A 15,018-nucleotide genomic window follows, 5' to 3' on the forward strand; every position below is an offset into this window, starting at 1 on the left:
CATATTGGAGAATACTCGTAAGCTTGACAAGCAAAACGTAGAAGACATCATCGGTTTAAGCCCTTTGCAAGAGGGAATCCTCTTTCACCACGTCAGCGAACCTGGAACATATGTGGAGCAACTTTCCTTCCGCCTGACTGGTTTCACATCTAGTGAAGCTGTTCGTCAGGCGTGGGATGTGCTCGGAGAGGAAATCCAGTCTTTACGTACAGTTTTTCGTTGGGAAAAGGTAGACAAACCTGTGCAGATCTTCCTGCGTCGCAAAGTGATTCCTATGACGGAACATGACTTGGTTTCTTTGCACCAAGTAGAACAAGACGTACGCCTGAAAGAGATCCGCGAGGCTGAGCGCGATCGAGGCATTGCACTTGAATCTGATCCCTTCCGCCTGACTATCTGCAAACTGTCGCAAACGGAGTTGGAGATGGTACTGACCTATCACCACATCCTGTTTGATGGGTGGAGCACAGGGCTTTTGCTGCAAAAATTCATAGATGTGTACCGGACGATAGAAGAAGGGAAGCCACGCGAACTGATCCACCAACCGTCCTATAAAGAGTTCATTCGCTGGCATCAGAAACAGGATCGTAAGGCGCAACATGAGTATTGGAAACAAGTACTGGCCGGATTTGACAACCGTACGCGCCTGCCGGGAATCAAGGCGACTGATGTGCGCAATCGTGAGATGAATGCAGATCATGACGAGATTGGGGCCATTACCTATCAATTGACCGAGGAACAATCCGCCAAGCTACAATTCTGTGCAAACGATCATCAAGTGACACTGGCGACGTTGGTCTATACTGCCTGGGGTTTAATCCTTGGTCGCTGGAACAACGCTGATGACGTAGTGTTCGGCACGACAGTTTCCGGCCGAAAAGCCAACATCAAAGGCATCGACCAAATGATTGGCCTGTTTATCAATACATTGCCGCTTCGGGTCTCTACGAATGGCCAGGAACGAGTGAGCGAGTTGTTGCGTCGTATGGACTACTCCTTGAATGAAAGAGAAGATTTTGAGTCCGCTCCCCTGTATGAGATTAGTGGACTTAGCGAGATCGACAAACGCGAGACCTTGTTCGATTCTTTAGTTGTCATGGAAAATTATCCGTTGGACGAACGGTTGAACCGGTCTGGTGATGGAAAGAAACTCGAACTCACCTCCTTGAGTAAGAAGATGAACTATCCTCTTACATTGGGGGTGTATCCGTTTCAGGGTTTGAAACTGGAGATCAACTATCAAACAGCTCTGTTTGCGCCGGAGGTAATTACTCGTTTTGCCGATCAATTTGTTCAGATGCTGTTGGCGCTTACGGAGGCGGGAGATCGATTAGTCGCGCAATTGGACCCCCTGCTCCCCAAGGAGAGGGCGGCGTTGCTGGGTCCGTGGAGCGGCACCGAACTTCCTTATCAGCAGAACGTGACGGTCGATCAGTTGTTTGCGGCACAGGTAGAACGCACGCCGAACCATCTGGCGGTCGTGATGGGAGATGTGCAGCTTACTTACCAAGAATTGCATGAAAAGTCTAACAGGCTTGCCAGGACACTGCATCAGCACGGCATTCAAAGAGGTGCTACGGTCGTACTTCTGATGGAGAAGAGCGTGGAGTTGATCGTGGGGTTGCTCGCAATCCTCAAAGCTGGCGGCGCATACCTGCCAATCGATCCTGCCCTGCCTGATGAGCGAATTCAATATATGTCCGATGACAGCGCCGCCGTTATGGTGCTGACCGTCTCACAGCACAAGGAGCGAGCTCCAATAAGACTTCCCATACTGGATTTGAAAGACCCGACAGTGTTTGCTGAGGACAGCTGCGACCTTCCCGTGGTAACAGAACCGAAAGATGTGGCGGTAATCTATTATACGTCCGGCTCAACCGGTCTCCCCAAAGGCGTGGAGATCGAGCATCATGGGATCGTCAACCAGAAAGCGTATGTGGAACATGTCCTAGGAATCGGAACTGAAGACAGAATAGGGCAATTCGCCAGCTTTGCGTTTAACGCGACGATCTGGGAAGTATTCATGGCCTTGTTAAACGGTGCGCAACTGCATCTGCTTGGGCCCAATCTGATCCAAGACCCTGCAGAGTTGACAAATTACTTTGAAACGCAAGGGATTACGACGGTCACAATGGCTCCGACTTATCTAAGCCAACTGGACCCCCTCCGTTTTCCAAAGCTCAAGCGCCTTATCACGGCTGGCTCAGAGAGCAGTCCTAAACTGGTACGGTCGTGGGGAGACCGAATTTTCTACCTGAATGCGTACGGTTCGACGGAGACCACTAACTCGGCGCTTGTCTGGCATTACATACCGGGTGAACCTATTCCCGAGCCAGTGCCGATTGGCAAGCCCTTTCCGAACAAACGTGTCTATCTCCTCGACAACTATCTGCGGTTGCAACCGATCGGGGCTGTCGGAGAGATCTGCGTCGGCGGGGCGGGTACGGCGCGGGGCTATGTGAACAAACCGGAACTGACAGCCGAAAGATTTGTTCCCAACCCGTATGTGCCAGGGGAACGGTTGTATCGCACAGGAGATATCGGAAGATGGCGGGAGGATGGGACGGTTGAGTTTATCGGGCGATTGGACCGCCAAGTCAAGGTGCGGGGCTTCCGTATCGAGATCGGAGAGGTGGAGGCGACTATCCGGCAACATCCAAACATTGCGCAAACGGTGGTTGCGCCGGTCGAAGATGGCCGTGGAGATAGAGCGCTCTGTGCTTATGTGGTCTGGGGCGAAAGCGAGGAAAAGGGGATTGCAGAACTGAAAGAATTCCTTATTTCCCGCATGCCCGCTTATATGATCCCTGCTTACTGGGTGGAATTGCAGGAACTCCCTTTGACGCCCAGCCGGAAGATCGACATGAAACAACTTCCCGACCCGCGTACGCTCCTAGAAAGTCATGGGGAGCGTGTGCTGCCGAAAAACGAGTGGGAAGAAATCATCGCTGCGTGTTGGCGGGAAGTGTTAAGGTTGGAGTCCGTCAGTGTGCAAGACAGCTTCTTTGATCTAGGCGGAAACTCCATTATGATCATGCATCTGCACGGTAAATTCGAGAAACGATTTCCAAATTTATTTGAAATTCCAGACCTATTCAGTAATCCAACTGTTCAGCAACAGGCGGCTTTTTTAGAACGTAAACTCACTTGTCAAGAGGAGCGGACTGTACTGGAAATCGCGTTGCCACATGGATTGCAAGCGGACAGAGTGTTGGCAGCCGGGTACGAATGGAAATTTGAGGAGGAACTCTATCAGTCGCTGCAAGAGATCGCCGTTCACGAAGGTGTAACGATCGAGGCAGTTCTAGTGGGGCTATGGCTCTATCATCTGGGTGATCGGACTGGGCAGCAGGAATTGAAAGTAGACACGCTGCTTGTTCCGTTCAATGAAGTTCGTCCGCTGTTCTTGCCAGTCAATCAGTATACAGAGTTTGGGGAACTGTTTCGCGCTGCCGAGTCCGGGGCACGAAGCGATGCATCTACAAGTTACTCGATGGGGCAACTGAAAAGGGCGCGAGCTGGACTCCTACCACTCATTTACAAGAAGGAATGTCTCACGCTGACGATTGATCTTTTTGACAACTACGATCTGGTGATTGAGCTGTCAGGCGATCATATGTCGTTGGAAAGCAAGACAGATCTGGTGCGGGAGGAGATCCTAGAGGCGTGGGTGCAGGGGTATCTGGAAGTTCTTCGCCTTGTCGTCTCCCACTACGCCGCGCGAATCGGGTAAAAGGAGAACGCGTCACGTGCTAAAAAAATTATTGCAGCAAAAGAGTCAAGCCTTATCGGATCAATCAGTCGAAGCACAGGCGATTCAAAAAATGAATAGCAAGGACATCGCAGTGATCGGTCTCTCGTTGCGCTTTCCTCAGGCGGATACTGCGGAACGTTTCTGGCAAAACCTGCGTTCGGGAGCCGATTGTATGCAAAAACTGCCATATGATCGTCTGGAGGATCTGATTCGCTACTTAAAAGTCACTGGCGTGCCATATGACGCAAAAATGTTGCGCGCGGGCGAAGCGGGGTTCCTCAACGGAATCGACCGATTTGATTATGCGTTTTTCCGTATGTCGCCCAAGGAAGCATCCTTGATGGATCCGAACCAGCGCTTGTTCCTACAAACAGCATGGGCGGCGATTGAAGATGCCGGTTATGGTGGAGAGAGGCTGCGTGGCACACGCACAGGTATCTACGTGGGTTCGAGTTCGGAAGCGGATTACAAGCGCATGGTCGAAACGATCGACGGATCGGATCTGTCGACGGCGATGATGGGCAATTTGAACGCCATGCTACCCAGCCGTCTTTCTTATCTACTAGATCTGCGAGGGCCGAGCCTTGTGGTTGACACTTCTTGTTCGTCCTCGCTGACGGCCGTGCATCTGGCTTGTCAGGCGTTACGAAACGGTGAGTGTGACCAAGCGATCGCTGGTGGAGTGCAGGTGCATGTCTTGCCGCTACGTAAGGGGAAGGTCGGGATCGAATCCTCGACTTTCCGAACCTGCACGTTTGATGATGACTCGGATGGTACGGGAGCTGGGGAAGGTGTTGCTGCCGTCCTGCTTAAGCCGTTATACAGGGCGAAAAAAGACGGGGATCACATCTACGCGGTCATCAAAGGAAGTGCAATCAATCAAGATGGCCGCTCGAATGGACTGACGGCTCCGAACGCAGCCGCGCAAGAACAAGTGCTTGTGCGGTCGTGGCGGGACGCCGGCATCGATCCTGCCACGATCACCTGTCTGGAGGCGCACGGCACAGGCACCAAGCTTGGCGATCCGATCGAGATAGACGGCATTCGTAGGGCCTTCGCCGCATACACGGATCGTAAACAGTTTTGCGCGATTGGCTCGGTCAAGTCTAATTTCGGTCATCTCGACAACGCAGCCGGAATCGCCGGACTGATCAAGGCGATCCTCGCCTTATATCATCGCGAGTTGCCGCCGACGCTGCACTTCCAACGCCCTAACCGCAAGATTCCGTTAGAAAATTCTCCCGTTTACATCAACGACTGCCTGCGGGATTGGGAATCGGCTGGCCCTCGCCGTTGCGGGGTTAGTTCATTTGGATTGTCGGGCACAAATTGCCACGTCGTCTTAGAAGAGGCCCCTTCCCCGCCAAGCGTACCCGCGGCAGAAGGTGTTCAAATCATCACGCTGTCAGCTCGTTCGCTTCAGGCATTGCGGCGGGCCGTGACCAATCTGTTCGATCATCTGTGTGCACATGAGGAGATCGAACTGGCCGATGTATGTCGTACTTTGAACACAGGTCGTACTCACTGGGAACACAGGCTGGTGTTTTGGGCACATACCCGTTCTGAACTGCTCGACAAACTGGAGCAGGCGCTGAACAGCCGAGAAAGCATCGAAGAGATACTGTACGGTCACTGCAAGCCGGAGGAGACTGGGGAAAAGCGAGAATTCGATCCCGCCCGCCTCCACGAGTGTTGTGAGCAGTACGTGAATGGTGCCGCGTTTGACTGGGAGTTGTTGCACGCAAAAAGGGGAGGACGAAGAGTTTCTCTACCGTCCTATGCGTTCGAGATGACTCGCTGCTGGCTGGAGATCGAGGAGGCCAGTGAGCCGTTGCATTACCGGGCTGGATGGCAGGCGGTGTCAGCTGTCAAAGGAAGTGTGCCGATTGGCGCAAGCCTGCTGCTTCATGATGGATCACAGCACGCCACCAAGTTGTCCCATCAAATGCGTGATGCGGGTGGACGGGTGATTGAAGTAGTGACGGAAAACGCTTTCTCGTGCGGTGGCACCGATGTTTACACACTCGGCGACGGGGAACGTGCGTACCAGGACCTATTGCAAACGCTCGGCGACACCGAGTTCAACAGAGTGATCGATGCGCGGAACTGGCGAATCGAGGGAGAGGTAGCTACCCGATCAGGCTTAGAAGAAGCGCTTGAGCAGGGGATGTACGGTTTTTTGGAACTCCTGAAAACGCTAGGGCAAGCGGAGCGAACAAATCCTTTGGATATTGTGATCCTTTCGGCCTGGGCTCATCCGGTGACCGATGGACAGAATCCTGTATATGCTCACCATGCGCTTTCGTTCGGTATAGGCAAGACAATGCGATGGGAACAGCCACTGTTGCGATGTCGAAGCATTGACACCGATGCGGTGACCCCGATAGAAGTCCTGATCGAGGAATTGCGCGCGGAGGAAACTCCCTATGGAGTCGCTTATCGTAACGGCGTTCGTTATGTTGAATGTTTGACGACCCTCGAACTTGACGATTTGTCAGAGGAAACGGTAGAGATTCATGAGGGTGGAGTTTATGTGATCACAGGCGGGCTTGGAAAGCTCGGTCTGGAGATGGCAGGCTTCCTTGCTTCCAAGGCGGGCGTTCGCCTCGCATTGTTGAGCCGCACGGCAGATACAGCAGATGCCCAAACACGGGCCCGCATTCAATCGCTGGAAGAATCGGGGGCCGAGGTGCTCGTCCTGCAAGCGGATGTGGCGGATGAGGTGTCTTTGGAACGGGCGCTCGGTTGTGTGCGGTCGCGTTGGGGGCGCATATGCGGCGTTGTGCATTGTGCCGGAGTTGGTGTGGGGATGAACGGTTCTCCCGTTGTGACCGACTCGCGGGACACTTATACCGCGGTACTCTGGCCGAAAGTGCAGGGGACGTGGCAGTTGGAGAAAGCGATCCGGGCTGACCGACCAGATTTTCTCTTGCTGTTCTCTTCGGTGTTGACATTAGTCGGCTCGCACGGCGGTGGCAGCTATGCAGCTGCCAATTCCTATTTGGATTCGTTTGCAGCGCAGGCTCGCCTAAACGCATGTAAAGTGCTGACGATCAACTGGCCGTATTGGCAGGTGAGCATGCCCGAGACGCCGGTGGATCAAGATCGGGAATTGTTCCGCTATCTGACGCCAGACGTCGCTTTGACAGCATTATCGGGCATATGGTCTAAGCGTATCGACCGAGCGGTAATCGGTATCTTGAACAAAACGAGCCCGGTGCTACGACTGAGCGGACAATTGCCGCTAGAAATCGAGGAGGGATTGCGGACGTGGAGCCTGCCTGAATCCAAACCCAAGCAGAGCAGTTCAACGCCTCGCAGGTCGATCAAACTGAGTGGCAAGGCCCAAGGGGACTACACTGACCAGGAACTGGATGTTGCGTCGGTGTGGCAGGAAGTGCTGGGCTTTGCGGAGTTTGGCGTTCACGATAATTTCTTTGAGATCGGCGGCGATTCGATCCACATCATCAAGGTACACGCTCATCTGGAGGAACGATACCCTGGCCGTTTGCAGATGACCGACCTGTTTGCCTACCCAACCATCGCCAAGATTGCCGAACAGATCTCCGGGCAATTTGATCTGTCGGGCGACAGAGGCGAAGAGTCACTGCGTGAGCAGATTCGAGCGTTGCTCACTGCGGTGGAACAGGGGGAGAAAACGCTGGAAGAAACTGTACGAGACTATCACAGACTTGAGGGAAACCGATGAAGGACACGACCACATATCTCTTCGAACAGATCTTGGCTGGCAGGGTAGATCGGAACATCGGCGTGGAACTCCTCACGCGGTTGAAGCGCGAACATACCTTGCAGACTGCTGAAATGGCCGTGATCGGGATGTCGGTACGATTGCCACACGCCCGGACGCCTGATCAGTTTTGGCAGAATTTGCGCGCAGGGATCGACTCGATTGGACCGCTTCCGCCGCGCAGGCGTCAAGATGAAGACCGCTACCTGGAAGCTCTCGGAAAGTTGTCCCACGACTACGAACTAGGAGCGTATTTGGAAGAGATCGATGCGTTTGATTATCGCTTTTTCCGCCTGACCCCAAAGGAAGCCTCTTTGATGAGCCCGGCACAGCGCCTGTTCCTCGAGTCCGCTTGGGAGACGATCGAAGAAGCGGGCTATGGAGGGAATCAGCTTCGCGGCAGCAAGACAGGTGTCTACATCGGGTATGGATCGGATGCATTGCACGATTACATGCAGATGATTCAAACTGTTGAACCGAATGCAGTGTCGATGGCGGTACCTGGTAACCTCTCGCCGATCGTGGCCAGCCGAATCGCTTATCTGCTTGACCTTCGTGGGCCATCAATGGCGATAGATACGACTTGCTCCTCTTCGTTGGTTGCCTTGCATGTCGCCTGTCAGGCGATCCGCAACGGTGATTGTGAACAGGCGCTGGTCGGCGGGATTCGAATTAACTACCTGCGGCAAAAAGGCAAATTGCGTATGGGGATTCAGGCTTCCGACGGACGGGCAAAAACGTTCGACGATTCGTCGGACGGCACAGGCAGCGGTGAAGGTGTGGTTGCAGTGCTGATAAAACCCCTTGATAAGGCATTGCATGACGGGGATCAGATCCATGCGGTGATCAAGGGTAGCGCGATAAACCAAGACGGCAATTCAATCGGACTGACAGCTCCCAACGTGTTGGCCCAAGAGCAGTTGTTGCTCGATGCTTGGCAGGCTGCCGGAGTGTCCCCAGAAACAATCACCTATCTGGAAGCGCATGGAACCGGTACAAAACTGGGCGATCCAATTGAGATCGACGCCTTACGAAAAGCATTTCGTCGCCATACAGCACGCACACAATTTTGTGGCATCGGCTCGGTTAAAACAAACGTTGGGCATTTGGACAACGCGGCTGGTCTCGTTGGGCTGATTAAGACGATCCTCGCTTTGAAGCATGGAGAGTTGCCGCCTTCGCTTCATTTTATGAAAGCAAATCGGCAGATTCGATTTGAAGATTCTCCTGTTTACGTCGTCGATCGCTTGATGCCATGGGCGACAGACGGAATCCCAAGGCGTGCCGGCATCAGTTCATTCGGACTGTCCGGCACAAACTGCCATGTGGTGTTGGAAGAGGCACCGAAACGAGCCAAGACCCGCAAGGAGGAAGAAAAGATCTGGCTGTTGCCCTTGTCGGCGAAAACGAAGAGCGGTCTGGCCGCTCTAAAAGAGCAATACCGACATCGCTTGATGAGTGGTGAACACCTATCGTTGCCTGATCTGTGTCAGACGGCGGCGTTGGGGCGCGGGCAGTATGAGCATCGCATGGCAATCTTAGCTTCGAGCAGAGCAGATCTGCTGGCGAAGCTTAGCGGAGGAGAAGGTGTTTACAGCAGCTCAGCTCTGATGTTGCAGAAGTCGGACACTGAGGGGCCGGATGTAGACGGCTGGTTGGCGCGATGGATAATGGAAAGACAAGGAGAGGCCCGAGAACAGTTGCTTGTCGAACTTGGCATCCTCTACGTACAAGGAGCAGACATTCCTTGGAACCTCGTTTATCAGGATGAGGTTTGGAACAAGGCCTCCCTACCTGTTTATCCGTTTGAACGGACGCGTTGCTGGATCGACATTCCGATCAATCTATCGAAAAAGGAGCAGGGCATCGCTATGAGTCAGGCATATGAAAGTGCGGCCATAAAGCACGGAGAGACAGTCCTGGCATTTGTTAAGCAAACGGTGCAGGACATAACAGGCATCTCCGAAGCTGAGATCTCCGCTGAACACAATCTTTTTGAAATGGGACTTGATTCGCTTATGCTCGTCCAAGTGAGTGAGCGGATCAAGGACCATTATGGGCTGGAGATTCCGCTCGGCGAGTTTTACGAAGAACTATCTACGCCTGGTGCGCTAGCCGCATACCTAACGGAGCACCTGCCGGCACAATCGCCGGATGCTCTCGTAGATTATCAGGCGAGTGTCGTGTCGGTTCACAACACTCCTGTTCAACAGGTGTTGTCAAATCTCGTCGCTCCTGACGTTACTCAAGCCGCTCGTAATCTTCCTCCGGCCGGGGGATCTGATTTGGAGCGATTGCTGGCCCAGCAGTTGCAGGTGATGTCGATGCAATTGGAACTCCTTAGTAAGCCTTCACAAGATATGACTAAGGCGCAAACTGCGTTTCTGCAAACTGCCGCCACCGCAACGGCGAGCCCCGTTCAACAGATCCGGGATGAGGGGGATACAGGATCTACCGAGCCAGACCAGGGAGTCTTTATTCCGTATCGGAAACTGGCGCTGACTCCCTCGACCATGTCTGAACAGCAGCTACGACATGTAGAAGAATTGGCGGCGCGTCTGAGTGAGCGTTTCAAGCTGACCAAAGAGATGACTCAAAAGTTTCGTAGGGTATTAGCGAACAATCGAAACGTGGCGGGGTTTAAACCTGCCTGGAAAGAAATGATTGTACAAGTGATCGCCGAACGAGCCCAAGGTTCTAAAATCTGGGATGTAGACGGACGTGAATATCTCGACATCTCGATGGGGTTTGGAGTGCATCTGCTCGGACATGCGCCTTCCTTCATAACGGAGGCGGTACGTGAAGAAGCGCTCCGGGGCATGCCGCTTGGCCCGATGAATCCTTTGGCAGGCGAAGTGGCACAGCTTATTTCAGAATTTACTGGCATGGAACGGATTGCCTTTTTCAACTCCGGCACCGAAGCGGTCATGGTCGCACTACGCCTAGCGCGCGCAGTCACCGGCCGTTCCAAGATCGCCTTGTTTGAAGGTTCTTTCCATGGAACGTTTGACGGCGTACTGGCCCGGCGTCACTCTGCAGGCGGCGTTCAGGCGGTTCCAGTTGCACCGGGGATCACCGATCATCTTGTTGGTGATGTGGTGGTCTTGAAGTACAATGACCCCGAATCGCTGGAGATCATCAAGCGTCACGCCCATGAACTCGCGGGTGTATTGGTCGAACCGGTACAAAGCCGCAGACCGGACTTGCAACCGCGTGAGTTTTTACAGGAATTGCGGCAAGTCACAAAGGAGCGGGACATTGCCCTTATCTTTGATGAAATAATTACAGGTTTTCGAATTCACCCTGGCGGTGCCCAGGCGTGGTTCGGAGTTCAGGCGGATATTGCAACATATGGCAAGATCATGGGCGGGGGGCTTCCGGTCGGTGTTGTCGCAGGCAAATCCAAATATATGAATTCGATCGATGGCGGCGATTGGCAATATGGAGATGACTCTTATCCGCAAAGCGACCGCACCCGTACTCTGGTTGGCGGGACGTTCTGCCATCATCCGCTGGCAATGGCTGCGATTCGTGCAATGCTTGACCACCTTCGAGCTGAGGGGGCGGTGGTACAAGAGCGGATTAATGTGCGCACGACACGATTGGTCACAACTCTCAATGAGTATTTTGAACAAACGGAAGTGCCGATCAAGATGGTGCATTTCGGCTCGCTTTTCCGCTTTGTCCTGAGTGGGGATCTTGAGCTGTTGTTCTATCACCTGCTCGACAACGGGATTTATGTATGGGAAGGCCGCAATTGCTTTTTGTCGTCGGCACACACCGATGAAGATGTGGATCGTCTGATCAACGCGGTGATCAACAGCGTCGAGGCTATGCGGGAAGGCGGTTTCCTCCCAAAGTTGACACAAGCCAAGGAGCGTGATGCCTCTTCTATTGAACGGATTCCATTTACAGAGGGCCAGCGCAACCTCTGGCTTCATACCCAGATCGGCCACCAGGAATCTATGGCGTACAACGAATATGTGATCCTTGACCTCGACGGCCCGCTACACACGAAAGCCTTGCGGGGCGCGGTGCAGAAGATCGTACAACGCCATGAGATCTTGCGAGCCACGAGGGTGGATGAACACGGGTTCCTGCTAGAGGCGTCCCCAGCAATCGACATTCAGGTCGTTGATTTTACAGCCTTTACGGAAGCGGAACAGGCGGACCGTCTTCGTGACTGGCTGGAGTCGAAAGCACAGCACCCGATCGATTTGGAGAGCCTTCTGATGTTTCGACTGTACTTGTTGAAGCAGGGACCGACTCGTCACCAATTGGTCATCATATTGCCCCATCTGATGGCGGACGGGTGGTCGACCGCTGTCTTACTAGGCGAGTTGGAAGCGATTTATCGGGAGGGATGCACGCATATTCCGGTCTCGTTGCCCGAGCCAGTGCAATTCCGCGAATATGTAGAGTGGCTGGCGGAGCGACAGGGTGGCAGTGAAGGGGAAGAGATGGTCCTTTATTGGAGGGAGCAATTCGCCGAACCAATACCTCCGTTGGATCTGCCCTTGGATCTGCCACGTCCAGTTCAACGCTCGTTTTCCGGCGCACGCCTTCGCATCAAAGTAGGGGCACCGTTGCTAGAGTCATTGAAAAAGTTCAGTCGTCATCAGGGATGCTCGCTGTTTCATACCCTGTTTGGGGTATTCCAACTGTTTTTGTATAGACTGACCGGACAGAACCGATTTGTCATCGGCATACCTACGGCAGGACAGGTTGACATGCCTAAAAACTACTTGGTAGGACAATGTGCCAACGTGCTGCCTTTCGTCTGTCAGGTAGAGGGCGGTGATGCTTTTGCGCACTTGTTGCAAAAGGTCAAGCACGACTCGGCGAGCGCGATGAAGAACCAGCATGTGGCGGTTAGTTCCTTGGCGAAAGGGACCACTATACCAGATGTACAAGTGATGTTCAACCTGGATCGACAAGTGGGAAAACCCCAGCTTTATGGTATCAAGACCGATATGGTAGCCTATCCAATCCAATATGTAAAATATGAACTCACCTTGAACGCAGTGGAAGTGGACGGGGATATGCTCTTGGATTTTGACTACAAGACCGAATTGTTCAATAGCGAGTCTGTGCAACGCTGGACCGCACAGTTTTTGTCGCTTTTAGAGCAGATCGTGGCCTCGCCCGGGGTTCTCCATGACGAGTTTGAGCTGGACGGGGAGCCACCTCAGTTCTTGTCTGAGTCTCGGAAGGGAAAAGACGGAGGTGATCTGGCCCTCGCGAACGCACTAAACATCACTCAAGAGGATCGACTCACATTAGCAGACAGCCTGCTGCCGACTGATCGTGAATCCTTGATCCGGATCGCACGAGCGGCGGGTGCGGAGGAAGGCCCAGCCGATGTTTCCACGGTGTACGCTGTTCCGGTATCCGCCCTGCAGGATGGCGCTTTGTACCAGCCATCGCATGCAATCCGCTGGCTGGCTATTGGCAATGAACGGCTGAGCGGATCGGACATCAATTCGTTTCGTGAGCGGCTGGCGCCTGGTTCGTCCGTGACCGTTTTGTATCGTCCCGATGAACTTGCACAGTTTGTTGCAGTTCATGAGGTTGGGGACGCCCTCTTACATCCGCTTGAAACCGTACCGTTTGGACGGGCGTTACCTGGTGTGAGCTTGGTGGCACTTCAACACACGGGACGCCCGGCTCCGCTCGGCGTGTACGGAGACCTGTATGCGATTCTACCTGGACAGGGAGAAGAACTGCGGTCGTTGGGGATACGCGGTCGACGATTGACCGCAGACTTGTTCGGCCGAGAACTTCAGTGTCAGGAGCGGCAATTGCTCGGAGGAAAGGCTGTCTCGGATACAGAGCGCCGTTTACTTACGTTTTGGCAAGAGGTGCTCGGGATACCGGATATCGGGGTCCACGATCACTTTTTTGAACTGGGAGGCCAGTCATTCAAGGCTGCTCAGATCATCGGTCGTATAAGGGAGGAGTGGGGGAACGATCTGTCTCTTCTCACGATCTTTGAGCATCCGACCGTGTTTAAATTGGCCCGCTTCATAGATAGGAGTACAGCGCGCGAACGGCCACCGATCATGCCGATTCGTAGCAAGGAGCGATATGTGGCTTCTTCCGCACAGAAGCGCCAATACATCCTGAACCAGCTCGATCCGTCCAGCACGGCCTATCATTTGACGGCTGCATTTCGTTTGTCCGGGCACTTGGATCGAAACGCGCTTGAGTATGCATTGCAGCAGGTGGTCCATCGCCATGAGAGCCTGCGCACATCGTTCCATTTTGATGACGGAGAGTGTTGGCAGATCGTGCATGACGACATTAGCCTGCGCCTTGAGGAAGGCGACGGGGAGGAGGGCGACATCCACCGCATGGCTAATTCGTTTCTCCGCCCGTTTGATCTGGGAACGGCCCCGTTGATGCGTGCCAGATTGGTGACGGTTGGTGATGAAACACACGTGCTCTTTCTCGATCTGCACCACATCATAGCAGACGGACTGTCGGTCAACATTTTGTTTCGCGACCTGCTAAGCAGTTGGAAAGGGCGCGCTCTCCAGCCACTCGAATTGCAGAGCAAAGACTTTGCCGAATGGCAACAGACACTGTTGGAGAGTGAGTTCGGTCAAGAACAGGAAGCGTATTGGCTCAGCCAATTTGCAGGAGAATTGCCATTGTTGAAGTTACCGACCGATTTCCCGCGACCGGCAAATAAGAGTTATGAAGGAGCATGCCATGCATTTTCCTTCGACAGCCAGTTATCCAAGGCTTTGCAAGAACTTGCTCTGAAAACGGATTCCACCTTGTTCATGGTGCTGCTAGCGGCATTCCAAGTGCTGCTCGCCAAGTTCACTATGCAGGAGGACATCATCGTGGGATCTCCAGTCGCAGGCCGTCCGACAGCACAAACAGAAGGGCTGATCGGGATGTTCGTCAACACGGTCCCGTTACGGGGGCGTCCGCATGCCGCTCGCACCTTCCGCGATTTCCTCCAGGAAGTGAAAGGTACGTGCTTGGACGCATTCGACAATCAAGAGTATCCTTTGGAGCGGTTGGTAGAACGTCTGGGTCTTCCCCGCGACACCAGCCGCAATCCACTATTCGATACCCTGTTCGTGTTTGACAATATGGGCTCTGTCCAAGCCGAACTACACGATTTAAAGATCGAGCCGGTCAAGCTGGATGGACGTACGGCGCAGTTTGATCTTGCTCTGCACACCTATGAAGAGGGATCAGAGCTGCGCTTCACGCTGGAATACGCGACCAAGTTGTTCCAAACTTCTACGGCGGAACGGATCGCACGCCATTTTACACAGGTAGTGAGGAGTTTGACTGCTCAACCGGATAAAGCTCTCGGGGAACTGCAGATGATCGATGAAAAGGAGACGAATCTGATCCTGAATCAGTTCAACTCGACAGCGGTGGCGTATGACCAGGAGGAGACGGTGCACGGGCTGTTTGAAAAAATGGCCAGGGCCTATCCGGATGCTCCAGCGGCCATTTTTGACACGCAGACGCTTTGCTACGGAGAGCTTAA

General features: G+C 53.5%; 3 protein-coding genes. All 3 read left to right on the forward strand.

The window, feature by feature from the left end:
* Positions 1-4 precede the first annotated feature (4 nt).
* Complete coding sequence (locus FB479_RS30180) at positions 5-3,733, forward strand: non-ribosomal peptide synthetase (protein WP_185746451.1); 3,729 nt, start codon at positions 5-7, stop codon at positions 3,731-3,733.
* Positions 3,734-3,824: 91 nt separating this feature from the next.
* Positions 3,825-7,463 carry a type I polyketide synthase gene (locus tag FB479_RS30185; RefSeq protein WP_370511720.1) on the forward strand — a complete coding sequence of 1,213 codons (3,639 nt, stop codon included), beginning with the start codon at positions 3,825-3,827 and terminating at the stop codon, positions 7,461-7,463.
* Positions 7,460-15,018: aminotransferase class III-fold pyridoxal phosphate-dependent enzyme (locus FB479_RS30190; protein ID WP_142067645.1), on the forward strand; the 7,559-nt coding region annotated here is incomplete at its 3' end. The genes FB479_RS30185 and FB479_RS30190, both read left to right, overlap by 4 nt.

The sequence above is a fragment of the Brevibacillus sp. AG162 genome (assembly GCF_006715575.1).
Taxonomy (GTDB): Bacteria; Bacillota; Bacilli; order Brevibacillales; family Brevibacillaceae; genus Brevibacillus; species Brevibacillus brevis.